Raw genomic sequence first — 26,298 nt, 5'->3', positions numbered from 1 at the left:
GACAGTTACGTAAGACCGGTAAGCAAAGAAATCAAAATTTAACCTAATGAATCAAAGTACTTTGTTACTATAACATTGGGATATCATGCCATCCATTCATTCTCCTTACAGGAACATTACAATTTTGTAAGGTACAAAATGTACCCTACAAAGTTGTGCACGAAATGTCGGGTGGAGCTATTTCGTTCCTGCTATTCTATGTACAGAGGAGGTCATAATATGGATTCACTTAAAAATATGAATGCTGCAATGCGCTATATTGAAAACAACTTAACAAATGAAATTAATTTTAAAGAAGTTGCGAAGCTAGCTTACTGCTCGGAATATCATTTCAAAAGAATGTTTTCTTTCCTAGCTGGCATATCACTATCAGAATACATTCGTTGTAGACGTCTTACTCTCGCTGCTTTTGAACTAAAAAATAGCGATGCAAAAGTCATTGATGTCGCTATCAAATATGGATACAACTCACCAGATTCATTCTCTCGCGCCTTTCAAAACTTACACGGCATAACACCTTCAGAGGCCCGAAATAGTAGTCATTCCTTAAAAGCCTATTCACCAATGACCTTCCAATTATCCATCCAAGGAGGAAACGAAATGAACTATCGAATTGAAGAAAAAGAACCATTTCGAATTATAGGTATTACAAAACGAGTACCGATTGTATTTAACGGTGTAAATGAAGAAATCGCTTCTATGTGGAAAAGTTTAAATCCAAAGTCCATTCAAACGTTAAAGTCACTTTCAAACATGGAACCGAATGGAATCATTAGTGCTTCTACTAACTTTTCTGAAGGCAGAATGGAGGAAAAAGGCGAACTCGATCACTACATTGGAGTAGCCACAACGAAAGATTGTCCAGAGCAATTCGCGCAACTTGAAGTCGCAGCTTCAACGTGGGCTATATTTGAAGCTGTCGGCCCATTTCCTGAAACATTACAAAACGTATGGGGACGTATTTATTCTGAATGGTTCCCTTCTTCGAACTATGAACTAGCGGAAGGACCGGAGATATTGTGGAATGAACAGAAAGATACATCCTCTCCAAACTTTAAAAGTGAAATTTGGATACCTGTTTTGAGGAAATAAAAAATAAAGCTGCTCTTCCTTAAAAGGAAAAGCAGCTTTGTCTTACATTTTTAGTTCTTTTTTATAAGCAATATAGGAATATCCCATCGTTAACCCTACTGCACCAATAATAATTCCAACCATTACGAAAGATTTCCACGTTACTGGTACAAAAACACTTAAAATCATAATAATCCCTAATGCAACAAACACCTTTCCGCTAAAACGGTGCGTTTTTCTCCACACTTCTTCGTTGCTTAACGTCCACGGTGTTTTTATACCTACAAAGTAATTTGGTTTACATTGTGGTAAATAGTTGCCGATGACTATAAATAAAAGACCAACTAATAATTCTGGCACTCGATTGATGAGTACGTTATATCCTAATCCACTTGTAATAATATCTATATTTCCTATAAATAGTAGCAACAGTACCCCATTATTCATCATCATAAAAGCTTTAGAAAATTTCTCGTAATTCGCTTTCTTTGGGTCAATCTTTGGTAACACATTTAGAAATATATATAATACGATCATAATTCCAACCATTGAAATCATTCCATAAAGTTTAGAAGAATATCCATCTACTTTACCGCCGCTCCAATGAGTTGCAATTGTATCCGGCAAATGTGGCCAAGCAAACGCCCAAGCTAAACCAGTTATAACAATTAATAAGATTGCAAAAAGATGCTTTCTCATTTCCCCTCTTCCCCCTTATTCGTAAACGTAAACACCCAAGTTAGCAAATCTTGAAATACCGTTGTGTTTAAAGAGTACACAACGAATTGCCCTTTCTTTTCATCTTGAATAAGTTCAGCATTTTTAAGTGCGTTTAAGTGGTGTGAAATACTTGGTTTTGTCATATTGAAATGTTCAGCAATCTCACCAGCGGTTAGATCACCTTCTTTTAATAAGTCTAAAATTTTTCGCCTTGTTGGGTCTGCTAATGCTTTGAACGCTTGATTCAATGTCTTTCTTCCTTTCGATAATTAGACATTTAGATATTTAGACATTTAGATATTTACCTAAATATTAAACTGATTACCGCTATTTGTCAATTGTATCCAGCTCCCTTTTTACTTTTCACACTTTTGACCTATACTGTTTACTAGCTTATATTTCAACATAATGAAAAGACGTCAAACACATGATACACTATAGCTACAATTGTTTTTTTAGGAGGAATATACATATGTATAAAATTTTAATCGTTGAAGACGATCCAAATATTTCATCATTACTACAATCTCACATTCAAAAATATGGCTATGAAGCTGTTGTTGCGGAGAACTTCGATGATATTATGGAATCGTTTAACGCTGTAAAGCCACATCTTGTTTTACTTGATGTAAACTTACCGAAATTCGATGGATTCTACTGGTGCCGCCAAATTCGTCATGAATCTACTTGTCCTATTATTTTCATTTCAGCTCGTGCTGGTGAAATGGAACAAATTATGGCGATTGAAAGCGGTGCGGATGATTATATTACAAAACCGTTCCACTATGACGTTGTAATGGCGAAAATTAAAGGACAATTACGCCGTATTTACGGTGATTATGCACCAAATATTTCTGAACGTATCGTTGAAGTAGAAGGTTTAAAACTATTCCCAGAGCGTCCAGAAATTCATTTTGGATCTGAGCAAGTTCTTTTAACGAAGAAAGAAGCTATTTTAGCAGAAATGTTATTATCTAAATTCCCTCGTACGGCGAGCCGTGAAGATTTATTAGCTGCGCTTTGGGATGACGAGAGCTTTGTTGAAGAAAACACATTAAACGTAAACATTACGCGTCTTCGTAAAAAGTTCAATGAGCTTGGTATTGAAAATGCTATTGAAACAGTGCGCGGACTTGGGTATCGTTTTAACGCAACTTGGAGTGAATAAGCATGAAGCTATTTTTACGTGATCATTTTGCATTTTTTCTACTGTACGTATTAAACTTCGGTATCATTTTCGTTCTTTATGATGCAGTAGATGGATTTCAAAATAATAAATTTTACTTCGTCGTTTTAAGTTTATACTTATTTATTTGTTTCCTCGCTTACCGTTACGTCCGCAATCGTAGAATGTACCATAGATTAAGTGAGCAACCAGAAAAAATGGAAGATGCGTTTATTGAAAGAGCAACTGCTCCGATGCCTCACGGTGTAAATGAACTCGTGCGCACGCAGTATCGTCTATTCCAAAAAGAGCTACAATCGTACGAAGTAAAACAACAAGAACATCAATTATTTATTAACCATTGGGTACATCAAATGAAGACACCTGTTTCTGTTATGCAGCTTATGGTGCTAGAAATGGAAGACGAACATTTAATTCCAAAGTTTAAAAAAGAATTAGAGCGTCTAAACCAAGGGCTTGATATGGCTTTATACATGGCTAGGTTAAATAACTTCCATGAAGATTTCCATGTCGAGACGATTTCATTAAAAGATACGGTAACAAAAAATATTAACGGATTAAAAGAGCTATTCATTCGTAATGGAGTCTTCCCTGTTTTAGAAGTTCATTCTGATTTAAAGGTTGCTTCTGATGCGAAATGGCTAAAATTTATCATCTATCAGTTAATGACAAATGCTGTTCGTTACTCTGGTGAGCGCGGAAAGAAAGTATTCTTATCCGCTTACCGAAATGGAAAAGATATTATTTTAGAAGTTCGTGATGAAGGTGTTGGTATTCCGCAAGAAGATATTCGAAGAGTATTCGAACCGTTTTACACTGGGAAAAACGGCCGTACATTCGGAGAATCTACTGGTATGGGACTTTATATCGTAAGTAAAATTTGTGATTATTTAGGTCACTCTGTCAAACTAGATTCTGAAGTTGGTAAAGGAACGACGATTAAAATCATCTTCCACAACGCTGCAAATAATCAAGCAGAACATACGGAGAAGGTGACCGAAGCATGATCGCAACATATGCTAGCAAAATGTATGAGAACTTACTCTCATACATTTTTTGCAATAAAACTACATATTTGTCTTCTAGCGGGAGGTACGTATTATGACATTTTGGCAGTTTGCCTTTAAAAATGTAACACGTAATTCCAGAGCTTATTTTGCTTATTTCGTAAGCAGTTCTTTTTCCATTGCTGTTTTCTTTTCGTTTGCTGTTTATTTATTTCATCCTAAATTACAAAATTTCAGTATGATCTCAGAAATTTCAGGATTAATGATTTTTTCAGAAGTTATCATTGTCTTGTTCTCGTTCTTCTTTCTACTTTATTCAATCGGATCGTTTTTAAAAGTTCGGAAAAAGCAATTTGGTGTGTTAACCGTTTTAGGTATATCAAAAAAGCAATTACATCGACTCATTTTCACTGAAAATATGTTAATTGGTATTTTATCTATCTTTTTCGGCATGCAGTTTGGACTTGTCTTTTCGCAATTTTTCTTATTAGTAACAGCGAAAATTACACATCTACCAGGACTATATTTATATTGGCCAACGAATGCTTTTATTTTAACAACAATTGTATTTCTGAGTCTCTTTATTGCAGTATCTTCATTTACACCAATGCTAATTCGTACGAAAAGAGCGGTAAACCTTTTAAAAACGAATAATAGTGGGAAACAAAAAGAAAGAAAACCATCCATATTCATCTCTCTATTTGGTGCGATTTGTTTATTAGGTGGTTATATTTTAGCTGCAAATCCTAAATATTTCTTCTCAATAAACCCGCAAGTAGGCGTTATATATATGGTTTCAAGTATTTTTGTGATTCCATCACTTGTGACAATTGGGACATATTTTTTCTTTTCTCAAATTAGTTTCTTACTTATTTATATTTTAAAGAAAAGAAGAAAGTTTTATATGAAACGAATTAATATGCTGTGGATTTCGGATTTAGCAAGCCGCATCCGAACGAATATTAATATGCTGTTTATTGTAGCGATGCTATCTACAATTGCTTTTACAATGATTACGTTCCTATATGGAGTCGGAAAGTTTACAAAGCTAGAAGTTACGCGAAGTTCACCGTTTCCATTCTCTTATTTTTCTTATGACGCAAATCCTTTTGTGGACGATCATTTAAATTGGCTTGAACAACAATTAAAAAAAGAGAATTTCTCTTATAAAAAAATAAAGGCTGATTTATATGAAACACCACTAAAAGAAGATGAAGGTATAACAGCTTATAATGACATATATGCAATAAAACAAAGTGACTATAATAAACTCGCAGCTTCCCTGCGAATGAAACAACTATTCATGAACGAAAATGAAGCATATGTCTTAACAGGTAACGCTTATGTAACCTTATTCAGCGAATTTGAGCCAAGCTACAATAGAAAGTCTATTACACTTTCTAGCACGAATACGCAATTACAAGTAAAGGGCTATGAACAAGCAGGGGCCATTCCATCTAATTTTTCATACCAAACTTTAATTTTACCTGATACTGTTGTAAATAACTTGCCACATACAACAAAGCATGTAGCAGCGTACAATTATAAAGTACAAAACTGGGAAAAGACGTATAAAATTGCTGATGATTTTATACGAAAAATACAAAAAGATCTACAAGAATTCCAGCACGAAGGGGCCATTATATACTCCTATGAATCAGCAGGTTCATTATACAGAATCACATCTGGTAGTGCCACGTACTTCCTAATCGGGACATTTCTAGGAGTCATTTTCTTTATTGGAGCGGGGAGCGTTCTTTATTTTAGAATGTATACAGATTTGACGAACGAACAAGAGAAATATATAACGATTTCTAAGATCGGTGTAACAGATAAAGAGATGAAACGCTCTGCAACCATTCAACTTAGTATATTATTTTTCGTCCCTTACATTATGGCATCCATTCATACAATGTTCGCAACGAAAATGCTCCAAGATGTAATTGATCTATCACTATTCAAAGAAATTTCAGCTGTTCTTATTATTTTTGGCGTAGTTGAAATCGTCTTTTTCTTATTCATTCGTTCCTTTTACATGCAAAAGTTATCAGAGTATACGAATGGTTAAATTTTATGAATGTATTTAGTAGAGGAAAAGGGTATCTCTTATATCCTTTTCCTCTTCACCCTACTAGGAGGCTAGGCAAATGACATTTTGGCAGTTTGCATTTAAAAACGTCACACGAAACGCCAGAGCTTATTTCGCCTATTTTGTAAGCAGTGCGTTCTCTATCGCAATCTTTTTCTCGTTTGCGGTTTATTTATTTCATCCTAAACTACATATGACAGGCGTAAATGCTGCTCTGAACATATTAATGACAATTTCAGAAATTGTCATTGTATTCTTTTCATTTTTCTTTTTACTATATTCAATCGGTACTTTCTTAAAAGTACGAAAAAAGCAATTTGGGATTTTAACAGTACTTGGCATATCCCAAAAGCAATTAAAGAGACTCGTATTTCTAGAAAACATGCTAATTGGTGTTCTTTCCATCTTTTTCGGCATTCAGCTTGGACTTGTCTTCTCGCAGTTCTTTTTATTAGTTACTGCCAAGATTACACATGTTCCTGGTTTATATTTATATTGGCCAACAGCTGCCATTATTTTAACTATGATCATTTTTCTAGGACTCTTCATTCTCGTCTCATCGTTTACGCCGATGCTCATTCGGACGAGGAAGGCTGTACGTCTTTTAAAAGAAGGAACAAAACAAAAAGAAAGAAAAGCATCTGTGCTCATCTCTCTATTTGGTGCAACATGTTTAATATCTGGATACGTACTAGCAGCCAATCCGCTATATTTCATGTCGCTCGGCGACATAGTTGGGCTTTTGTACGCCGCCACCAGTATATTTCTCATTCCGTCACTTGTTACAGCTGGAACATACTTTTTCTTTTCACAAATTAGTTTTTTACTCATTCGTATATTAAAAACGCGAAGAACATTTTATATGAAGCGAATTAATATGCTTTGGATTTCTGATTTAGCAGCGCGCATTCGGACAAACATTAACATGCTCTTTATTGTAGCGATGCTATCAACACTTGCTTTTACTATGATTACATTCTTATATGGTTTTGGTAAATTTATGAAGTTCGATACAGTAAGAGAAAATCCTTTTCCTTTTACATATTTATCACATACTGAAAATACGTTGGCGGATGAACATTTAAATTGGTTAAAACAAAAATTTAATGAAGAGCAATTTACTTATAAACAATTTAAAACGGATATATATGAAGTATCTTCAGCGGAAGAAAATTCGCAGCTCTATTATGCAATTAAACAAAGTGACTATAATGTACTTGCTAAGGCTTTAAATTGGGAAACACTCAAGGTAAATAAGAATGAATCTTATATTCTTATGAAAGACTTAGATGATCAAGTTATTGGAACGCTTCATAATAAAGACAAGAAAAATACTCTTACACTTACGCAAAACAATTTACAACTACAAGTGAAAGAATATAAAAGTTATAACCCATTCCCAAATCGCTTAATATACCAATTGCTCATACTATCTGATGAAAATGTAGAAGCATTATCCACTGTTTCAAAACAGATGAGTGTATATAGCTTTAAAGTTAAGGACTGGGAAAAAGCTAATAACATCGGTGCGGTATTCATAGACAAAATTAATACCGACGGGAACAACATTCAAGCAGAGCACCCCCCTTTCCATGCAAGTGAAGCGAGCGATTCTCTATACACAACAAAACAAAATGTCGCTTCTTTCTTCTTAATTGGTACTTTCTTAGGTGTTATTTTCTTTATTGGTGCTGGCAGTGTTCTTTACTTCAGGATGCATACAGATTTAACAAATGAACAAGAAAAGTATGTAACGATTACAAAAATTGGTTTAACAGAAGCCGAAATGAAACGATCTGCTACAATTCAACTTGCGATTCTTTTCTTTGTTCCGTACATTATGGCATCAATTCATACGATGTTTGCGACAAAGATGCTGCAAGAAGTTTTACATCTCTCGTTCTTCGCTGAGATTACAGTCGTACTGATGATTTTTGGAACAGTTGAAATTTTATTTTTCCTTTTAATTCGTTCCTTCTATATGCAAAAATTATCACAACACATTAAGTTTTAAAATTAGAAAGGTGATTATTATGGAAGAAGTATTACACATTAAAAATGTCTCAAAAGTGTATGAAGGAAAGGTCCCTCATACTGCTTTAAAAAATATAAATTTACATGTAGATAAAGGTGAATTCGTTGCGATTATGGGACCATCTGGTAGCGGTAAATCTACATTTTTAAACGTTATCTCTACCATTGATTCTCCGACTGCTGGTGATGTCGTGATTAATGGAAAAAAACCGCACACATTTCGTAGAGAGAAGTTAGCTGTTTTCCGCCGCCAAGAGCTAGGATTTGTTTTCCAAAACTTTAACCTACTAGATACATTAACAATCGGTGAAAATATCGTACTACCTTTAACATTAGATAATGTTCCTTTAAAAGAAATGGATGAAAAGCTCGATAACATTTCAAAAAAACTTGGAATTGATCATATTTTAGACAAGCGTATCTTTGAAGTGTCAGGAGGACAAGCACAGCGTACCGCAGTAGCACGTGCTGTTATTCATCATCCGTCTCTTTTACTTGCCGATGAACCGACAGGAAATTTAGATTCAAAAGCGGCAATTGACGTGATGGAACTATTTACGAAATTGAACAAAGAAGAAGATGCAACAATTTTAATGGTTACGCACGATCCATTCGCAGCAAGTTATTGTAACCGCGTCATTTTCATTAAAGATGGCGAACTTTACAATGAACTACACCGCGGATTGTACCGAGAGAAATTTTATCAAGAAATATTGGATGTTCTAGCATTACTAGGAGGAAGACGTGGATGACATTTTGGCAATTTGCATTTAAAAATGTCTCGCGTAATTCTAAAGCATATTTCGCTTATTTTGTAAGTAGTGCGTTCTCTATCATGGTTTTCTTTTCATTTACTGTATACGCGTATCATCCACGCTTACAAATTATGAATAAATTACAGGAACAAGATCCGCTCATGAACTTAGCTGGAATGGCACAGTTTGTTATCGTCTTGTTCTCGTTCTTCTTTCTCTTATATTCTATTGGGACATTTTTAAATGTACGAAAACAACAATTTGGCATTTTAACTGTTCTCGGTATATCCCAAAAACAATTAAAACGTCTTTTGTTTACTGAAAATATGATCATTGGAATACTCGCTATCTTTGTAGGTATTCAAGGCGGTCTTGTGTTTTCTAACTTTTTCTTACTCGTTACTTCTAAATTAACAAGTGCAAAAGGCCTCTATTTATATTGGCCAACAGAAGCAATTATCGTTACAACCGTAACTTTTATTATTTTATTTTTCATCGTTTCTACGTTTACACCGATGTTCATTCGCACTCGTAAAACAACACAGCTCATTAAAGGGACTAAAAAAGGCGATAAAGAAAAAAAACCATCTATACTCATTTCGATATTCGCTTTAATTTGCTTAGCAGTATGTTATTATATCGCTGGTTATCCGCAAGGCTACATAACAGAAAAAAATGTTCAAAATGGATCTGTATTATTTATCATGTTATCTATTTTGCCACTCGTAGTAGTCGGAACATATTTATTCTTTTCCCAAACATTTCTTCTCTTTATCTTGATTTTAAAAAGACGAAGAAAGTTTTATATGAAGCAAATAAATATGTTATGGATTTCAGATTTAACTAGCCGCACTCGTAGTAATATTAATGTGCTCTTTATCGTTTCTATGTTATCGGCACTTGCATTTACGATTATTATTGGATTATTTGCTGCTAATAATAATACGAAGGCATCGGTACTAGAGCGGTATCCTGTCCCCTTCACTTATACATCAGAAGGTGACAATTACCTTGAACAAAAACATATTATTACAATTGAAACTGAGCTTACAAATAGCAATTTCGATTATAAAAAATATAAGTTTACAGTATTAAAAGATACAGCTTCAAAAGAAGATATTATGCTTATGAAGATGAGTGATTATAACGCAATTGCTAAACAATTGAAAAGACCGGAAATAACACTTGATTCTACACAAGTTTATATTATTTCTCGCTACTCACCAGAACTTCTTAATCTCGTATCTAATCCATTTGCAAAACAAAATACGATTACACTTGGATCTAATAAAAAAGAATTTCACATTAAAGGGTTTATTAATAAGGGGATCGAGCCATCCTTTGCATTCCCACATTTAGTTGTCGTACAAGATTATGTATTTAATAATATGATTCCTCATATTGAAACGACTATAATTTATAACTATTTCGTAGAGAATTGGGAAAATGCAATCGTTCCGACGAAAAATATTTTACGTACAATTAGTGATGATGCAAGTGATTTCTTTAAAAAAACCAAAGAAGAACATGCTCAAATTCCTTTTCACATTTACACAGCTACGGATGAACTCATTTACGGTAAAAGAAATTCAATTGCCACTTTCTTTATTTGGACATTTCTCGGCTTTATTTTCTTTATCGGAGCAGCTAGTGTTTTATACTTCCGTATGTATAATGACTTAACAACTGAAAGACAAAAGTATATTACGATTACAAAGCTTGGATTAACTGAGTCAGAAATGTTTCGCTCCGCAACGATTCAATTAGGAATTTTATTTTTCGTTCCTTACATCGTTGCTGGTGTTCACACATTATTTGCCGTTAAGTTTTTACAAAGTATGTTTTCTTTCTCATTACTAAAAGAGACATGTATCGTACTCACCTTTTTCGGGATGATCGAGATTACTTTCTTCTTCTTAATTCGTTCCCTGTACATTAATAAATTATCACAGCAGATCAAAATATGAATAAAATGGCCTTGTGCGTATTGCACAAGGCCATTTTCAATAGTTTTTAATTAGCAGCAATATCCGCCGTAGCCACCATATCCGTAGCCGCCGTAACCGCCATAACCACAACCGCCTCCGCCGAAGCAGCTAGCACCGATGATGATTAATAAAATAAACAATACGATTAGAAGCGCAAAACCGCCTCCGCACCCATGTCTGCGGTTACAATCATCATGTCTGTGTTCACACTTTTCGCTCATTACTCTATTCCTCCTTTAGTATCATTCATAACAAGTTCACCTTGCTCTAAATGAGGGGATTCCATTTATATTATGTTTTCAGGGCGAATCGGAAGCTTGGCTTACTTAAAAACGGGCTTGTTTTGGCAATTGGGCTTCATTGATAGGCGAATTAGCCTTTTCAAGATGTAAGCATAAAGCATTTGACATACTTCTAATTTCTTACTAAAATTTAATTGAACGACCAATCAGTTTTTTGATTATACATTCAAATTATATAAATCAGGAGTTGAATAGCGTGACTGATTCTTTTATTGCAGAGGCTAGGCGTGAACAAATTATTCTTGCATGTATTGATACGTTAGAAGAAGTTGGATATAACAACTTAAGCTTAACGAAGGTAGCAAAAAAAGCTAAGATTAGTACTGGACTTATTTCTTATCATTTTAACGATAAGCTTTATCTTATGAATCGGACATTACAATTTTTAGTTGAGAAACAACATGAATTTATTAGCAATCGAGTGCTATTAGCCCAATCTGAAATAAACAAACTAGAAGCTTTTATTGAAGCACATTTGGCTTATCAAGAAACTCATTACAAAAATAATATTGCCTTAATTGAGATCGTCTTTAATGCAAGAAATGAAGAGAATATTCCTTATTACAGAATTGAAGACGATGAAGAAGATGATGCACTTAGAACGATGTTATTAAATATTTTGAAGACTGGTCAACAAAATGGAGTGTTTTCTAACTCTTTCCAAGCCGACACATTAGCTTCATTTATTTTAGGAGCAATCGAAGAAAGAATGCTGAAGGCAAATGCATCTATATCTATAGAAAATTACTCAGATGAGCTCATAAAAATGGTGAAGAAACTCACTATTTAAATGCCCTGATTTTGAAAAATTATATATGAAGAAAGGATGAACTACACATGAAAAAGGCATCTGTCATTGGATTAGGTTTTTTAGAAAAATTACTTGTTATAGTAAGTCCAATCCTTTTAGGCGTTATCGGATATTTTTCACCTAAATTAATAGAAATTATAAAAAAGATTCCCCTCTTTTCTGATTCGAAAATGATAGAACTTTTAAATTTTATTAACCCGTTCTGGCTTCCTATTATCCTCATGTCAATTGGCGCTATTGCAGGAATTTTATTTTCTTTAATTATTTATAGTGAAGCTTTAAAAATGAACATTACTTCGGAAAGCATTCATGTAAATAAGGACGATCAAAAGAAGCAAATTACCAGGTCAAATGTAAAAGCTGTTTTTGTAGATACAGGCCAAGTGGTAATCATTGATCAAGAAAACCGCGAATGGTTACGTGAAAAATCTGATATAAATCCACATAAAATTAAAGATATTTTCTTGCTGCACGGCTTTCCATGGGTGGAACAAGATCCTTATAAGCAAGACTATAGTCTATGGAAATTAGAGGATGAGCGATTTAGTAAAAATGTAAATACCATTTTGTATGAAAGACGAAATGCTATCCGAGACGGAAACTCGAAGAAAAAGAAGCATTTACGCAAAGATTTGAATGAGCTAGGAGTCTTTGTCAAAGACGATGGAGAAGATCAGTATGTCCGTTCCATTACGTAATAGAAAGCACAAAAACAAATAAAACCTAGAGAGAAATTATATTTCCTCTAGGTTTTATTCGTTTAAATGTGATCTCCTCTCCTAAAGAAACATATTCAATAAAAGCGCAAAACCAAATGCAATAAATGATAACAATGTCTCCAGTACCGTCCACGTTTTAAACGTTTCCTTAACCGTCAAACCTAAATACTCTTTTACAAGCCAGAATCCTGCATCATTTACGTGAGAAAACATTAATGAACCTGCTCCGGTTGCTATAACAAGCAACTCTAAATTCACGCCAGACATATGCTGAATAACTGGTGAAACAATCCCTGCCGCTGTCGTTAATGCTACTGTAGCCGATCCGGTCGCGATTCGAATTAAACCAGCTACCATGAAAGCAAGTACAATTGGTGATAACGATATATGTTCTGCCATTTGCGCAATCGCCGTGCCAACGCCGCTTTCAATTAATATTTGTTTAAATCCACCGCCTGCACCAATTATTAAAATAATAGAACCGACCGGTAGTAAACTTTCATCTGTTAATTTTTTAATCATCTTTTTATTAATACCTTGTCTGATTCCAAGTAAATAAAATGCTGCAAAACATGAAATAAGTAAGGCAATTACTGGGCTTCCTACAAAGACTAAAAATTCAGTCATCTTTTTCGGTAATGAAATATAAGGTGCAACGACCGATAAAATCATCAATACAACTGGTAATAAAATAATAAAGAATGAAACTTTCCGACTCGGTAAATCAGTTGAGACAGTCGTAACTCGAATAAGCTCTGGTTCATTTTCAGGTATAACCCTTTTATGTACCCACTTTGCAAATATCGGTCCCGCGATAATGGCTGTTGGTAACGCGATAAGTAATGAATATAATAGTACCTTTCCTAAGTTCGCGTTATAAATACCGATTGCTGTCATCGCTCCTGGATGTGGTGGCACGAGCCCATGTACGATAGATAATCCCGCAATAACAGGTAACGCAATTAATAATATATTTTGCTTCGTCGTTTTTCGTATGGAAATAACAAGTGGTAATAAAATGACGATCCCCACTTCAAAAAATACCGGAATCCCTATAACAAATCCTGCAAATAACATAGCCCACGGTAGTTTCTTTACACCGAAAAATCGAATAAAGAAATCTGCCACTTGCATGCCGGCCCCTGAATCGGACATCATTTTTCCTAAAATTGTTCCGAGAGCTAAAATACCAACTAAATGCCCTAGTACACTACCGACACCAGTTTCATAGGCAGTCACTATTTTCGTCAAATTCAATCCAGACATGATAGCTAAAAATAAACTCGCAACTGTTAAACTAATAAATGCATGCCATTTCCACCATGATACCCCTAAAATAACAATCGCAATTGCAAGTAACGTGACGATTAATAAGTATATATCCATCTCTCATTCCCCTTACTTTATAAAGTGAAACTTTAATCAGTGAGGGTTTTGTTCATCCCCCACTGATTATTAGTTGAACCAATCGGACGTTTATGGACAGCCCGACTCCCACCTAACTCCTTTGCTCCAACTGAATTTTGAGGTGGGAGTTTTACTGTCCGTTAACGCGGGATAAAAAAAGAGGGAAAATCCCCTCTTTTTATACGTCATAATTCACTACATAATGCTGCATTTCTGTATTGTAGTAGCCTTCGCTATATTCAATTACTTCTCCAACTTCATCGTAAGAATAGCGCATGCGTTTTAATAGCGCTGTCCCCTCTTTTTCACCTAACGCTTCGGCAACGAAACTAGGCGCAAGTCCAACAGCGAATTCATCTCTGAAGTTTTCTAAGTGTATACCTCGGTCTTCTACTAAATCGTAAAGCGATTGCAAATCAAAGTCCGATAAATCTGTACTTGCCATTTTCGCTGAGAAATAGTGCGTATAATGAATGTACGGTGCATCATTTAACGTATATAAACGTTCAATGCGAAAACTTTCCTTACCGAATAATCGAAAAGGCACCGTTCCTTCTTCATTATGAACGATTTCTGCTTTGAGCAATTTCTTTTGTACTTTATATCCTTCTTCCACTAACACTTCTGTAAATTTTTTACCCTTTGACAACTTTGTCGCAGAAGTATTACGGATAACTTTCGTTCCTTTACCGCTTTTCTTTTCCAAATATCCTTCTTGAGCAAGTTCTTTAATCGCATTACGCACTGTAATTTTGCTCACTTTGAACTCTTCTTCTAACTGTGGTTCGGAAGGAATATTCGTATGAATCGCATATACACCATGCAATATTCGATCACGAATAATGTTTTTTATTTGTAAATATAATGGTCCTTTTTTCCTCGTTACGTTCACCGTTACCCCCACTACCTTTCTACATCACCTACTGATGCCGTCATTGCCCGAAGTATATCCTTCTCTGATGACATTGGCGTATCACCGACGATTGTATGTGCAAGCATTCCAGCTGCTGACGCAAATGAAACAGCTTTCTCTGGTGCAAACTCTTCTATCTCGCCATGAATAATCCCGCTCGTATAAGCATCTCCAGCACCTATTCTATCATATACAGAAAACGTAAGTGTTTTTGCAAAAGTGAACGCACCATCTTTACATATAAATCCGCGAAGCGAGTGTGTATTATCGCTATTAATAGAGCGATGTGTACCAGCAATTGTAGCGATATGATACGTTTCAGCTACTTTCGGAATGAGATCAATAAGTTGCGCCTCTCGCTCCGTCTCCTCTGTTTTCATTCCAAGAACGAACATTGCATCTTTTTCATTCATCATTACAATATCAGCTAGCCCTAACATTTCTTCATAATGCGGTCTCGCCTGCTCATATCCATCTTCTCCCCAAAGTGACGGACGATAATTGCAATCAAAGACGACAGTTCCTCTGTTTTCTTTCACTGCTTTCGCTAAAGATTTCATATGATGACGCACCGTGTCATTCATCGCAAGTGTAATCCCGCAAAAATGAACGATATCAATTTCCTTTGCGATTTCTTCAAATTGATACATGTCTTCACATGCCGTATTGAAGCTACTTTCTAATCGATTTGAATATGTAACGCGGCTTGCACGTGCCCCAAATCCATTTTCTAAAAAGTACATGCCGACATATTTACCGCCTCTTGAAATAAATGAAGGACGAATACCTAATTTCTGAATGTGTGATACTGCAGCATCTCCAACCGAATTTTCCGGTAAAGTTGAAATAAGAAAGCCTTCGTGACCGAGATGAGAAAGTGCTGCTGCAACGTTCACACCTGTACCAGAAAATGAGTATTTTAATGTATTAGCTTGCGACAACAACTCATATTCTGGTACTTGCAGGCGCATCATTACTTCACCAAATGCTGCAATTTTCTTACGCATATTGATCAACTAACTTCTTCACGACTGCTAATAATTCACGAACATCTTCTACTTTCGTATTACCAGTTTCCTTATCAATAATAGAAGAGTATACGTGCGGGATCACTTGCTCTACATTTGCTTCAAGCGCAATACGTACAATTGTTTCAAAGTTTTCTTTATCAATTCCGCCTGTTGGCTCTAATGCAAATCCTTCTTCCGCACAAGCCTTCGCAACTGCGCGATATTCTTCTTCATGAGCTAAACCTTTCATTGGGAAGTATTTCAATGAATTTCCGCCCATATCACGTACAAGTGCAATCGCTGTTTTAATTGGAACGATTGCTTTTTCTTCTCCAGCTGCACTAATTGGACCAGTAGAAATATTTACGTACCCTACTTTTCCTGTCGGCGATACTAAACTATTAATCCAGCTATCTTTTTCACCAAGATTTGCGCGTGTCGCTCCAACTGAAGGGAATACTTGGTTAATATGGCTACCTGGATAATGTTTCGCAATTTCAGCTACAACTGCCGCTTGGCGATTATCTCCTGCTCCTAGTCCGATTGATACAGCGTCTTCAATTTCTTTTCCGTATGCTTTCATCGCTGTAACTGCTTCTTCTACTGTTGGATAGTCTTTTGATAACACTCCCACTACTACATAACCTTCTGCTGCTTCAAAAATATCTTTCGCATTTTCGATATTGTTCGCTAATACATTTAATGCTACACGGCCTTTATAAAAACGTTTTTGAATGTTTGTCATTTTAGTTTCCCCCTACAATTTCTCTCAATTTTTCTTCAATTACATGTATGTCATCACCTAAAAGTGGACGTGGATCAATATCAAAGAATCCTTGTCTTACTCCGTAATCACGTGTATAAATTGCGATTTCCCCTTCGCGTAATGCAGTCACAACGTCTTTTGCTGATTTATTTAATTCATTCTCGTCAATATGAATACGAGCTCTAAAAATTGCTCTTCCCGCTTCATCTTGAACGATCGTTACATTTACACCGTTTAATTCTTTTAGCGGCATAAGTACTTGTAACAACTCTTTTTCTTGCTCGCTCTTATCTTCTTTTACTCCGTACTCATCAAGTGCTTGCAGTAAACCAAAAGTTGTTTCTTTCCCAACTTTCATACTTCTTCCAATGCAATGTAATTGCACTTTCAGCCACTCAATATATTTTCGTTTCCCGCCAACAATACCAGAAGTAGGTCCTTCAATTGCTTTTGAACCGCTATAAATGGCAAGGTCTGAATACTTCACATATTTTTGAATATCTTCTTCAGCTGCCGCATCAACGATAAGAGGGATGTTATTTCGCTGCGCAACTTCCCATGCTTCTTCAACAGAAATCATATTTTTTTGTACTGCATGATGGGATTTCACATAAAGAATCGCCGCTGTATTTTCACCAATCGCATCTTCAATATGCTCTGCTTTCCCTTCATTTGCGTAGCCAACTTCTACAAGTTTTCCTCCGCCTAAATAAATCATCGTTTCAACAGGAGCACCGTATTGAACGTTATGACCTTTTAACATAATCACTTCGTTTTTCGCGATGACCTCTTGATGAAGTCTTTCACTTTTACGGCGATTTCCTTCCGTCACGATTGCTGCGATAGAAAGCGCAATTCCGCTCGATGCTGAATTCACAACGACCGCTGCCTCTGAATCTAGAATTCTCGCAATATGATCTCCTGCTTTATCTACTAAATCAGCAATTTCCACATAATTTTGTCCCCCATGTTTCATTGCATCCATAACTGTATCTGTCGGAGCGGATACACCTAAAATACTCATTCTACCGCTCGCATTAATCACTCTTTTTAATCCGTACTTAGCATTCAATGAATGACCCATTGATTACAACCCCTTTCGTATCAATTCTTCTTTCAGCGATGCGCTGATCCCCTTCTGAATCAATTAACGTAATCTTCTCATCTTTCACCGTAAATAAAGTTAAATTTGCAATATCTCCTTCTTGAATACGGCCAAGCTCTGGTTTCTTAAGCCACTCTGCTGCATTTTTCGTCACCGCATCAATTACTTCTTCTAGCGAATAACCTAAGTAAAGGAATTTCGAAAGAACGTGAGCCATACTATACACGGGACCATGCACGCGATTCTTCCGGTAAATATCTGTACTAATTGTATTGAAGGCAATACCGTGACGCTTCGCTGCTTCTGCTACTTTAAAAGAAAAACTAGCATTACCGTGACCAACATCTAAATGTACGCCGCGATTCACTGCATCTAGTAACACAGGTAGCGGTTTGCCTTCTTCATCAAATAAATTATTTTCTTTCCCGTTTAAGTAATGTGTAACCACATCATCTTTTTCTAAAAGAGGTACAACTTCCTCAATGTGAGGGGGCGCTGAACCGATATGTACCATAATTGGTAATGATGTTTCACGGGATAAAGAGCGTGCTACATGCAGCGGTTCAATTCCACTATCACAAACGACACTTTTACTCATTCTCGCTTTTAATCCAACGATTACATTTTTATATTTTTCTACTGCTTCTATTACTTTCTCTTTATCGATCCATTCCATATTGGATAATTCATCAATTCGTTTCAAACCGATGCGAGAAATATTTAAAAAGGCAAATAAATTCGTTTTTGCCTGCTCTCTACTTTTTACTAAATCTGCAATACGATCAGCTCCGCAGCTACCCGCATCAACAATTGTCGTTACCCCTTGCTTAACGCCAATTTCATCCACCTCATCGCCATACGGATCAAACTCTGGAAAAGCATGAACGTGCAAATCAATCCAACCACTCGATACGTAAGTACCTGAGTAATCAAGAACCTTTCCACCCTCACCAGCACCAGCTTTCGTCACCTGTGCGATTTTATTATTTTCAATTACAATGTCAATCTCTTCCCCGTTCACACGTTTCACATTACGTAGTACGAATCGTTCTGTCATTGTATTTCCACCCTTTTCTATAAGAAGCCATAAGAATACGCTTACATTAAAGTTTCATTTTATATCTCTTTCACACGTTTAGCGTAACACAAAAAAAGAGAGAAGTAAATATAACGTTATAATGTTTAAGTCCCGATAATAGATACAATTATCATTTCGTAAATTTTATATGTTAAGATATTTTTAGTACATTGTGCCTCTGATTTTTCAAGACATTTCTCTATCATAAATAAAAAACCAAAAAGCACTTAAATTGATAGGCCTTTTGGTGATAGATAGATTTATAAAATGAAACTTTAATCAGTGTGGATTAGCCTTCACCAACTTTTGAGGTGGAAGCCTTACTGCCCACCAATAGCTGGCTAGAACTAAACAATTGAATTATTAATTAACCAATCAGTAAATAATTTATTTCCTTCACACTCATCTAGATCTTTTGTACGAACATGGAGAATTTCATATCCATACTTATCATAGAATGGATACTGAGAAAATTGATGATTTGATAAATCATCATAGTAAGAAATATCAAAATACACTACCCATAAATTTTCATTACATACTTTATAAGCTATAGCCTCATATGTAAAAACCTCTTCTATATCCCCGTAATAAAATAAATGCATATGAATCGAATCGTCAAAGTTATATTTTTTCATAGATATAAGCTCCTTAGACATTATCTAAAATATTTATGTGCACTAACATTAGGAGGACTATGATAATGTAAGATAGGACCTTTTCCATCAATATAATGATAATCTATGGCAAAAACTCGGTTACCAGTAGCTTTAGAACGTACTTGTATTATCATTCCACCCTTAGCTGCTTCTAAAATATATTGCTTCGGAGAATTGAGTGCCTTTTGTACATATGGACGCGCAACCGCCCAGGCTTTATCCGCAGCAGTTCTACCTACTTTTGAAACTAATACTCTTAATGCACCAAGAACAATAGCAGGCAATATCTCCTGCTTAACAACCAATTCGCCAGTAAAAGGATTTTTTTCAACAACAGATTCAACCCTTAGTTTACTTCCTCCTCTAGTTGTAAAAAAACAGGGTCATTTACTAAAAAACCATACTCTTTTTCGAAATTTTCAAAATCGAAGTCAGAAGTATCAACCTTTGATAAATCAATGCCTAGATTGATTTCAGGGATATACTCCGTTACAATACCATCTTCTTCCGTTTCAATACTTGCATCAGCAATTGATGGTAAAGTAAAGCTCAGCAATAATGCAGCAGAAATCATCCCCGTGATAAATTTCTTTTTCATCTACCATTCTCCCTCCTAAATATATAACAGCAGAAAACAATAAAAATACATTTTTATTATCTCGCATTTTAAATAATAAAATATTAAGAAAAATTTAACTAGTCTATTAATAATCATCAATATTGGTTACTATCAATTTGTATAAAACAATTATTTAATGACATTTAAAATAAATCTCATAACTAATTCATTCGGTGCAAATATAGAGCAATTTATATAATTAATAATTCCTTTTCGTTCCTATTTCAAGTAATCGCCTTTATCAACTGCTTAAAAAGAATGGTCTTAAATCTCATCGATATAAGAAGGTACCATTTTTTATAATCCGATATTGTGTATAAAACAACGATAAAGCATAGACAAGTACCCAATAAAAAAATCGCACTTTAATAAGCTTTTTTAGCACCCCTACTTTTATTTGTTAGTTTAAAGACAATCCGATTTCGTATCCATTGATTTATTTCGCTAGCTTGATAGGCGGCCAATCATGAAAAAAAGCTATCTACTTCAGATAGCTTTTTCTCTATTCCTGAACCGTCACAATAACCCCATCCATATTATTCCCCGAAACTTCATACTGCTTATTCACCGGAACATTCACTGTCCTGTTCCCGGATACTTTATAATAAGAAACCGTATATTTCTTACCTTCCACATCGGTTGTGATTTCTTTTTTCTCTTTCAAGAAGTCTAAGTATTCCTCTAATGTCATTTTCTTTTTTTGCATAATCGCACTATGAGGTAAACCGACATAACGAATGTGCCACGGCTCATATTGAATGCCTGTAATATTGCTTTTATTTTTCGGATAACGTAAAACAAAGCCATGCTTCCATACGTTCTCTTCAATCCATTTTCCTTCAGGTGCTTTTTCCATTTTCTTTTGCGTCGATCCAACGTCCAGTGATAATCCTAAATTATGCTCACTGTATCCTGCTGGGAGTGCATAATTAGATCCCATGTCTTTATATAATTTACTTTGTTCTTTAAAATCTCTATACCCGCTATTCATTAAGAAATGTTGTACACCATCTTTTCCAGCCGCATCGACAACGTTCAAAAACTTTTTTACAACCTCCTTTGATAAACGAAGATTTCTATCAAATATTACGTAGCCTCTCACTAATTCACTACTGTGATTTACATTTATAATGTCAGACCTAATACTATCTTTTTTCACTGGGTAGTCTTTGTTAACTAATAATAGATCCCCTTTATAAATTTCTTCTTTTGTAACCTCTACCTTTTTCATATTTTCATTCTTTACTGCACTATTTTCCCCGCCGATTTTCACATCAATTTCTTTTTGAAATAACGGTGATATATAAACGCCTACACAGATTGTGCATGCGATAAAAAAAGAAATAAATACCCACTTTTTCATTTCTAGTTCCTCCTTAACGTAACTTACGTCTAGAATAGAAAAAACTATTAAAATAAAAAGTGGGATAAAGTTTAAATTTTTATTAAATTGTTACGTTCTCGTCTTTTGGCAATCGCACTTCAAACATTGTTCTAACTACATTACTTTCAGCAGAAATCGTACCGTTATGCTGCTCGATAATATTTTTCGCAATAAATAGCCCAAGGCCTGTCCCGCCACGATTCTCAGTTCTCGATTTATCACCTGTATAAAACATATCAAAAACATACGGTAAATCTTCTTCTGGAATGCTATCTCCGTAATTTATAACTTGTACGACAACTTCTCCATTATCGATATACCCATTCAGATCAACAAATTGCCCATCATATCCGTAACGAACAGCATTTGTTAACAAGTTTTCAAATACTCTAGCTAACAATTTTCCATCACCGTTAATCGGCAAATGAGAATCAACATTCAACCTAGCTTCTAAATGATGTTTTTCTAATAACGGATACAATTCCTCATCTAACTGTATAAGTAACTCACTTATATCAATCGGCTTTTTATCCAGCTTTAGCATGCCATAATTCATACGTGTAATTTCAAATAGCTCATCAATTAAACTTTCGAGCCTTTGCGATTTCGTATATGCAATTGTAGAGAAATGTTTAATTTGTTCCTTCGTTAAATTTTCATCTTTAAGAATTAAATCTAAATATCCTAACACGGATGTTAATGGAGTTCTTAAATCATGAGCTAAGTTTACAACGAGCTGGTCTTTACTACTTTCCGCAAAGTCTCCTCGTTCCACTGCTTCCCTTAATTTTTCACTCGCTACATTAATCTCACTTGCAATATATCCAAACTCATCATTTGATGAAACGCGCACTTCATTTGTAAAATCTCCGTTCGCCAAATGATGAATTCCATTTGAAATCTCATCAAAATATTTTAAATACGGCCTAGTAAGGAAGAAGAAAAACATAATGGACAGAGGTATGAAGATAATTAAAAAGAAATTAACATCCCCAATTTGTCTTATTATCGACCGGACTTGAGCTAACGGATCCTCAAAACGAACGACTAATTTATAATAGATCCGTAACCCTTCATAAATGATATACGTTACGCCAGCAGCACATATCATACTTAACGCAAATAGCATAACCATTTTCGAGCGAAAACTTCTCATCTTGTTAGCCATTGAAAGTATAACCTACTCCCCACACTGTTTTTATTAACTTATTCTTTCTTTTATCTTCCCCAAGTTTTTTCCGCAATGTGCGAATATGTACCATAACTGTATTTCCGCCTTCAAAATAATCATCGGCCCATACTTGCTGAAAAATATTTTCCACATTGTACACTTTCTTCGGGTGACTCGCTAATAAATATAAAATATCAAACTCTTTCGGTGTTAATTCAACTTGTTCTCCGTACACATTTACCGTTCTTCGCTCAGGATCAATCACGACTCCGCCTACCTCTAAAGCAGATTTATTCTCCTCTACTTTCGGCTGATTTAACGTAAGAAATCGGCGTAATTGTGCATTTACACGTGCGACTAATTCAATCGGTGTAAAAGGTTTCGTCATATAATCATCTGCGCCTAGCACAAGACCTGTCACCTTATCAAAATCAGACGTTTTCGCACTTAAGAAAATGATTGGCATATGATGCTTCGCCCGAATTTGGCGCGTCACTTCATACCCATCCATTTTTGGCATCATAATATCTAAAACCACTAAGTCGATTGGCTGCGTTTCAATAATATGAATTGCCTCTTCTCCATCAGCTGCTTTCACGACGTGGTACCCTTCTTTTTCTAAATGTATCTCAATTAAATCAGCAATTTCTGCCTCATCATCCGCTATTAAAATGGAAATGCGCTTCATTTTACTCCCCCTTTATACGCTCGATTGTAAACTAGTCTATCCAATTTGTACAATACGAAAAGGTTACCCGTTAGAGTAACCTTTGTAAATAAAATTATATCAGCGATTTTCCAAATATATCGACCATAACTGGAATTATATCGGCGATTTTTCAATTATATCGATCGTAACTCGAATTATATCGGCGATTATTAAAATATATCGACTTACCGACAATTAACGACAAAATCCTCTCGCTATTTTAAAGACTCCACTTACCGCTCAAAAACAATCCGCTGCTTCGTGATTTCCGCCAGCCTTCCGCGATCTACTTCATACTCAGTATCAACGCTTTGCGGCACCATCACTTTCCCTCCCTCAAGCATCACTTCCGGTGAAATAATATCCTTCTCCCAATGTCTGCTAGAAGCGGATATATCGCCAGGAATCGTAAAGTTCGGCAATGAAGCAAGCGCAACATTTTGCGCTCGTGAAATCCCCATCTCTACCATACCGCCGCACCAAACTGGTATGTTATGCTCCATACAATAATTATGAATTTGGATTGATTCTGTTAATCCGCCCACTCGCCCTGGTTTAATGTTAACGATTTGGCAGCTGCCAAGCGTAATTGCAACGCGTGCGTCTTCTAAACTATGGATACTTTCGTCTAAACAAATCGGCGTTTCAATCTTCTTCTGCAGCTGTGCATGATCAAGAAAATCGTAATCCGCTAACGGTTGCTCAATCATCATCAATTGGAATTCATCTAGTCGTTTCAGACTCTCCGTATCCGCTAATGTATACGCTGAATTGGCATCCGCCATTAACGGGATATGCGGAAACTCTTTACGAATCTCTTTCAATAATTCGTAGTCATGCCCTGGCTTTATTTTCACTTTAAGACGCTCGTATCCTTCTTCAGTGTACTTCTCGATTTGTTTTAACATAACCGGAATCGTATTAAGCCCAATTACAACACCGACTTCAATTTCAGACTTCGTTCCGCCAAGCACTGTCGCTAACGATTTCTTTTGACGCTTCGCATATAAATCCCAAATAGCCCCTTCAATTCCCGCCTTTGCCATTCGGTTTCTTTTTATATGCTGAAACAAGCTCGGCACTTCATTCGGATGAGAAATGTCAGCCTTTAATAAATCCGGTATTAAAAAATCTTGCAGTACATGCAGCGCGGTTTTCACTGTTTCTTCCGTATACCACGGTTCAGAAAATGCAACGACTTCACCAAATCCAATATGTCCGTCCGTATCTTCTAATTCAATGACGATACTTTCACGCTTTTCATACGTTCCGTAGCTTGCAGCAAACGGGATTACGAGTGGCATTACCGTTATATGAAGTGTCGCTTTTTTTATCTCCACTTACATCTCCTCCACTAATTGTCTTAACTCTCGTCTTAACAATTTTTTCGAAGCATTTCGTGGTAACTCCTCTAAGAAACAAGCTTTTTTCGGCACTTTATATTTCGCTAATTTCTCCTCGCAAAAGTGAATAATTTCTTCTTCTGTTACTTCTCCATTTTTTACAACAAAAGCAGCGGGTACTTGTCCCCATTTATCGTCAGTCATGCCGACAACACCAGCTTCCGCTACCGCCGGATGAGAAAGTAACACTTCTTCAATTTGGGCCGGATATATATTCTCTCCGCCAGAAATAATTAAATCACTGCGGCGATCTAATACGTATAAAAATCCTTCTTCGTCTAAATAACCGAGGTCGCCAGTATGAAGCCATCCGTTTTGAATTGTTTCGCGCGTCGCATCTTCACGGTTAAAATAACCACCTGTTACGTTCGGTCCTTTTACTACGATTTCGCCTTCTGTAAATGCCGGCACTACTACACCATCTTTTTCAATACGAAGTCGGCACTGAAATAGTGGTTTTCCAGCTGATCCTACTTTCGTTAACATATAATCTGCGGACAACGTACAAATTTGCGACGACGTTTCTGTCATACCGTACGTTTGATATACAGGAATTCCTTTTTCTACACACGTTTCTAATAGTGGTTTCGGCGCTGGTCCTCCGCCAAGTAACATGCATCGTAAAGAAGATGGGTATGTCTCTGCCCCAAGTCGCTCTAATAAATCAGTTAACATTTTAGAAACGACAGAGATAATTGTTACGCCTCTCGTTTGAAGTGCTTTATGAATAAAATCAGCATCATATTTCGGAACGAGTAAAATGCGCATGCCGTACATAATGTTTTTCATTAAAAGAGATAGCCCACCAACGTGGAACATCGGCATACAAGCTAACCAGCAATCATCATCACGAAGGCCTAAATTAAGCGAAGAACCAACTGCGCTTGCCCAATGATTGCCGTACGTTAAAATAACGCCTTTCGGTTTGCCTGTCGTCCCAGACGTATAAATAATTGTCATTGCTTCTTCTAAAGAAAACTCTTCTTGTATAGAGGCTTCCTCTTTTGGTCCATTCATCACTTCAGCGAATGAATATACAGGAATATCTTTAGCATCAAAGTCTTGATCTGTCACTAAACAAATAACTTTAGCATCATCCATTTGCCAAAGTAGCTCTTCTCTTGAAAGACGCGTATTTAAAAGCACAGCTACTGCACCTACGTAAGATAGGGCGTGAATAACTGTAATCATCTCCATACCATTTTTCATCAGAACAGCCACCTTTTGCCCCCGCTTCACTCCAACATGCGTAAGGTGTTCGCAAACAGATACTACTTTTTCATGCAGCTGCATAAAAGTAACTTTCTCTTCCTCTATTTCAATTGCAGTGCGATCTGGTGTTAAAAATGCACGTTGCATTAACCAATTTGGCATCGTCTCCATCACTCATTC

At 35.9% G+C, this 26,298-nt stretch carries 24 protein-coding genes and 2 pseudogenes; 10 read left to right on the top strand and 16 right to left on the bottom strand.

Features of this window, described 5'->3' with window-relative positions:
* The first annotated feature begins 219 nt into the window (after nt 1-219).
* Entirely contained in the window at nt 220-1,092 is an 873-nt protein-coding gene (locus PDQ68_RS10930) for an AraC family transcriptional regulator (protein WP_061183677.1), read from the top strand.
* Between the two features lie 42 nt (nt 1,093-1,134).
* Here PDQ68_RS10930 and PDQ68_RS10925 read toward each other — a convergent pair whose 3' ends face one another.
* The gene (locus tag PDQ68_RS10925) at nt 1,135-1,770 is read right to left on the bottom strand and encodes an SdpI family protein (protein ID WP_061183676.1); all 636 of its coding nucleotides are present in this window, start codon (nt 1,768-1,770) and stop codon (nt 1,135-1,137) included.
* A complete protein-coding gene (locus PDQ68_RS10920) occupies nt 1,767-2,039 on the bottom strand; it encodes an autorepressor SdpR family transcription factor (protein ID WP_001070526.1) in 273 nt (90 codons plus the stop codon). The genes PDQ68_RS10925 and PDQ68_RS10920 overlap by 4 nt, the downstream gene beginning before the upstream one ends.
* Before the next feature lie 224 nt (nt 2,040-2,263).
* Between PDQ68_RS10920 and PDQ68_RS10915 the strand changes: the two genes are divergently transcribed.
* From PDQ68_RS10915 to PDQ68_RS10890, 6 genes are all read left to right on the top strand, one after another.
* Nucleotides 2,264-2,959, top strand: coding sequence for a response regulator transcription factor (locus tag PDQ68_RS10915; protein ID WP_000276737.1), 696 nt, complete (start codon nt 2,264-2,266; stop codon nt 2,957-2,959).
* Between the two features lie 2 nt (nt 2,960-2,961).
* Nucleotides 2,962-3,984, top strand: a complete 1,023-nt coding sequence (locus PDQ68_RS10910; protein ID WP_000765345.1) for a sensor histidine kinase — start codon at nt 2,962-2,964, stop codon at nt 3,982-3,984.
* Between the two features lie 94 nt (nt 3,985-4,078).
* Entirely contained in the window at nt 4,079-6,052 is a 1,974-nt protein-coding gene (locus PDQ68_RS10905; RefSeq protein ID WP_270786686.1) for an FtsX-like permease family protein, read from the top strand.
* Nucleotides 6,053-6,131: 79 nt separating this feature from the next.
* Nucleotides 6,132-8,087, top strand: a complete 1,956-nt coding sequence (locus PDQ68_RS10900; RefSeq protein WP_061183674.1) for an ABC transporter permease — start codon at nt 6,132-6,134, stop codon at nt 8,085-8,087.
* Between the two features lie 19 nt (nt 8,088-8,106).
* A complete protein-coding gene (locus PDQ68_RS10895) occupies nt 8,107-8,859 on the top strand; it encodes an ABC transporter ATP-binding protein (protein ID WP_000393245.1) in 753 nt (250 codons plus the stop codon).
* Nucleotides 8,856-10,829 carry an FtsX-like permease family protein gene (locus tag PDQ68_RS10890; RefSeq protein ID WP_061183673.1) on the top strand — a complete coding sequence of 658 codons (1,974 nt, stop codon included), beginning with the start codon at nt 8,856-8,858 and terminating at the stop codon, nt 10,827-10,829. Before PDQ68_RS10895 ends, PDQ68_RS10890 begins: the two co-directional genes overlap by 4 nt.
* Nucleotides 10,830-10,879: 50 nt before the next feature.
* On the opposite strand, the gene PDQ68_RS10885 is transcribed toward PDQ68_RS10890, so the two are convergent.
* A complete protein-coding gene (locus PDQ68_RS10885) occupies nt 10,880-11,071 on the bottom strand; it encodes a YjcZ family sporulation protein (protein ID WP_001290390.1) in 192 nt (63 codons plus the stop codon).
* Nucleotides 11,072-11,348: 277 nt separating this feature from the next.
* Here PDQ68_RS10885 and PDQ68_RS10880 point away from each other — a divergent pair, with 277 nt between their 5' ends.
* Both PDQ68_RS10880 and PDQ68_RS10875 read left to right on the top strand, forming a co-directional pair.
* Nucleotides 11,349-11,942, top strand: coding sequence for a TetR/AcrR family transcriptional regulator (locus PDQ68_RS10880; protein ID WP_049112705.1), 594 nt, complete (start codon nt 11,349-11,351; stop codon nt 11,940-11,942).
* 47 nt (nt 11,943-11,989) lie between these two features.
* Complete coding sequence (locus tag PDQ68_RS10875; protein ID WP_061183672.1) at nt 11,990-12,661, top strand: YqeB family protein; 672 nt, start codon at nt 11,990-11,992, stop codon at nt 12,659-12,661.
* An 81-nt stretch (nt 12,662-12,742) separates the two neighbouring features.
* On the opposite strand, the gene gntP is transcribed toward PDQ68_RS10875, so the two are convergent.
* The 8 genes and pseudogenes from gntP to PDQ68_RS28865 all read right to left on the bottom strand — a co-directional run bounded on the left by gntP (nt 12,743) and on the right by PDQ68_RS28865 (nt 20,218).
* A complete protein-coding gene (gntP, locus tag PDQ68_RS10870) occupies nt 12,743-14,068 on the bottom strand; it encodes a gluconate permease GntP (protein WP_061183671.1) in 1,326 nt (441 codons plus the stop codon).
* A gap of 199 nt (nt 14,069-14,267) precedes the next feature.
* Nucleotides 14,268-14,993 (bottom strand): GntR family transcriptional regulator, encoded by a 726-nt coding sequence (locus PDQ68_RS10865; RefSeq protein ID WP_000539265.1) that lies wholly within the window; start codon nt 14,991-14,993, stop codon nt 14,268-14,270.
* Nucleotides 14,993-16,009, bottom strand: coding sequence for a sugar kinase (locus PDQ68_RS10860; protein WP_061182742.1), 1,017 nt, complete (start codon nt 16,007-16,009; stop codon nt 14,993-14,995). The genes PDQ68_RS10865 and PDQ68_RS10860 overlap by 1 nt, the downstream gene beginning before the upstream one ends.
* Nucleotides 16,002-16,757 (bottom strand): 2-dehydro-3-deoxy-phosphogluconate aldolase, encoded by a 756-nt coding sequence (gene dagF, locus PDQ68_RS10855; protein ID WP_061182741.1) that lies wholly within the window; start codon nt 16,755-16,757, stop codon nt 16,002-16,004. The genes PDQ68_RS10860 and dagF overlap by 8 nt, the downstream gene beginning before the upstream one ends.
* A gap of 1 nt (nt 16,758) precedes the next feature.
* Entirely contained in the window at nt 16,759-17,862 is a 1,104-nt protein-coding gene (locus PDQ68_RS10850; protein WP_061182740.1) for a DgaE family pyridoxal phosphate-dependent ammonia lyase, read from the bottom strand.
* On the bottom strand, nt 17,840-18,940 hold the full coding sequence (locus tag PDQ68_RS10845) for an amidohydrolase/deacetylase family metallohydrolase (protein ID WP_061182739.1): 1,101 nt from the start codon (nt 18,938-18,940) through the stop codon (nt 17,840-17,842). Before PDQ68_RS10845 ends, PDQ68_RS10850 begins: the two co-directional genes overlap by 23 nt.
* A 368-nt stretch (nt 18,941-19,308) precedes the next feature.
* On the bottom strand, nt 19,309-19,599 hold the full coding sequence (locus PDQ68_RS10840; RefSeq protein WP_061182738.1) for a DUF3986 family protein: 291 nt from the start codon (nt 19,597-19,599) through the stop codon (nt 19,309-19,311).
* 20 nt (nt 19,600-19,619) lie between these two features.
* Nucleotides 19,620-20,218, bottom strand: a pseudogene (locus PDQ68_RS28865) (hypothetical protein).
* A 198-nt stretch (nt 20,219-20,416) separates the two neighbouring features.
* On the opposite strand from PDQ68_RS28865, the pseudogene PDQ68_RS29000 reads away from it, so the two are divergent.
* Nucleotides 20,417-20,608, top strand: a pseudogene (locus tag PDQ68_RS29000) (hypothetical protein); the annotation flags it as partial.
* A 133-nt stretch (nt 20,609-20,741) separates the two neighbouring features.
* On the opposite strand, the gene PDQ68_RS10825 reads toward PDQ68_RS29000, so the two are convergent.
* The 5 genes from PDQ68_RS10825 to PDQ68_RS10805 form a co-directional block, all read right to left on the bottom strand.
* The gene (locus PDQ68_RS10825; RefSeq protein ID WP_061182737.1) at nt 20,742-21,602 is read right to left on the bottom strand and encodes a M15 family metallopeptidase; all 861 of its coding nucleotides are present in this window, start codon (nt 21,600-21,602) and stop codon (nt 20,742-20,744) included.
* 82 nt (nt 21,603-21,684) lie between these two features.
* On the bottom strand, nt 21,685-22,791 hold the full coding sequence (locus PDQ68_RS10820; protein WP_001284574.1) for a HAMP domain-containing sensor histidine kinase: 1,107 nt from the start codon (nt 22,789-22,791) through the stop codon (nt 21,685-21,687).
* The gene (locus PDQ68_RS10815) at nt 22,784-23,482 is read right to left on the bottom strand and encodes a response regulator transcription factor (RefSeq protein ID WP_016718776.1); all 699 of its coding nucleotides are present in this window, start codon (nt 23,480-23,482) and stop codon (nt 22,784-22,786) included. The genes PDQ68_RS10820 and PDQ68_RS10815 overlap by 8 nt, the downstream gene beginning before the upstream one ends.
* 254 nt (nt 23,483-23,736) lie before the next feature.
* Nucleotides 23,737-24,843 (bottom strand): o-succinylbenzoate synthase, encoded by a 1,107-nt coding sequence (menC, locus tag PDQ68_RS10810; protein WP_061182736.1) that lies wholly within the window; start codon nt 24,841-24,843, stop codon nt 23,737-23,739.
* On the bottom strand, nt 24,844-26,289 hold the full coding sequence (locus PDQ68_RS10805; RefSeq protein WP_061182735.1) for an o-succinylbenzoate--CoA ligase: 1,446 nt from the start codon (nt 26,287-26,289) through the stop codon (nt 24,844-24,846).
* Nucleotides 26,290-26,298: the final 9 nt, after the last annotated feature.

Origin of the sequence: Bacillus cereus group sp. Bc010, from assembly GCF_027716745.1 — a bacterium.
GTDB classification, from domain to species: Bacteria; Bacillota; Bacilli; order Bacillales; family Bacillaceae_G; genus Bacillus_A; species Bacillus_A pacificus.
Note: the sequence above shows the minus strand (reverse complement) of the source record. Positions and strands in the feature narration are given on the sequence as shown.

Coding starts and splice junctions, on each gene's coding strand:
- PDQ68_RS10900 (WP_061183674.1), top strand. CDS start 6,132: ATGACATTTTGGCAGTTTGCATTTAAAAACGTCACACGAAACGCCAGA.
- dagF (WP_061182741.1), bottom strand. CDS start 16,757: ATGACAAACATTCAAAAACGTTTTTATAAAGGCCGTGTAGCATTAAAT.
- PDQ68_RS10925 (WP_061183676.1), bottom strand. CDS start 1,770: ATGAGAAAGCATCTTTTTGCAATCTTATTAATTGTTATAACTGGTTTA.
- PDQ68_RS10815 (WP_016718776.1), bottom strand. CDS start 23,482: ATGAAGCGCATTTCCATTTTAATAGCGGATGATGAGGCAGAAATTGCT.
- PDQ68_RS10890 (WP_061183673.1), top strand. CDS start 8,856: ATGACATTTTGGCAATTTGCATTTAAAAATGTCTCGCGTAATTCTAAA.
- PDQ68_RS10825 (WP_061182737.1), bottom strand. CDS start 21,602: ATGAAAAAGTGGGTATTTATTTCTTTTTTTATCGCATGCACAATCTGT.
- PDQ68_RS10910 (WP_000765345.1), top strand. CDS start 2,962: ATGAAGCTATTTTTACGTGATCATTTTGCATTTTTTCTACTGTACGTA.
- gntP (WP_061183671.1), bottom strand. CDS start 14,068: ATGGATATATACTTATTAATCGTCACGTTACTTGCAATTGCGATTGTT.
- PDQ68_RS10860 (WP_061182742.1), bottom strand. CDS start 16,009: ATGCGTAAGAAAATTGCAGCATTTGGTGAAGTAATGATGCGCCTGCAA.
- PDQ68_RS10930 (WP_061183677.1), top strand. CDS start 220: ATGGATTCACTTAAAAATATGAATGCTGCAATGCGCTATATTGAAAAC.
- PDQ68_RS10875 (WP_061183672.1), top strand. CDS start 11,990: ATGAAAAAGGCATCTGTCATTGGATTAGGTTTTTTAGAAAAATTACTT.
- PDQ68_RS10895 (WP_000393245.1), top strand. CDS start 8,107: ATGGAAGAAGTATTACACATTAAAAATGTCTCAAAAGTGTATGAAGGA.
- PDQ68_RS10840 (WP_061182738.1), bottom strand. CDS start 19,599: ATGAAAAAATATAACTTTGACGATTCGATTCATATGCATTTATTTTAT.
- PDQ68_RS10805 (WP_061182735.1), bottom strand. CDS start 26,289: ATGGAGACGATGCCAAATTGGTTAATGCAACGTGCATTTTTAACACCA.
- PDQ68_RS10850 (WP_061182740.1), bottom strand. CDS start 17,862: ATGGGTCATTCATTGAATGCTAAGTACGGATTAAAAAGAGTGATTAAT.
- PDQ68_RS10905 (WP_270786686.1), top strand. CDS start 4,079: ATGACATTTTGGCAGTTTGCCTTTAAAAATGTAACACGTAATTCCAGA.
- PDQ68_RS10820 (WP_001284574.1), bottom strand. CDS start 22,791: ATGGCTAACAAGATGAGAAGTTTTCGCTCGAAAATGGTTATGCTATTT.
- PDQ68_RS10845 (WP_061182739.1), bottom strand. CDS start 18,940: ATGACAGAACGATTCGTACTACGTAATGTGAAACGTGTGAACGGGGAA.
- PDQ68_RS10885 (WP_001290390.1), bottom strand. CDS start 11,071: ATGAGCGAAAAGTGTGAACACAGACATGATGATTGTAACCGCAGACAT.
- PDQ68_RS10915 (WP_000276737.1), top strand. CDS start 2,264: ATGTATAAAATTTTAATCGTTGAAGACGATCCAAATATTTCATCATTA.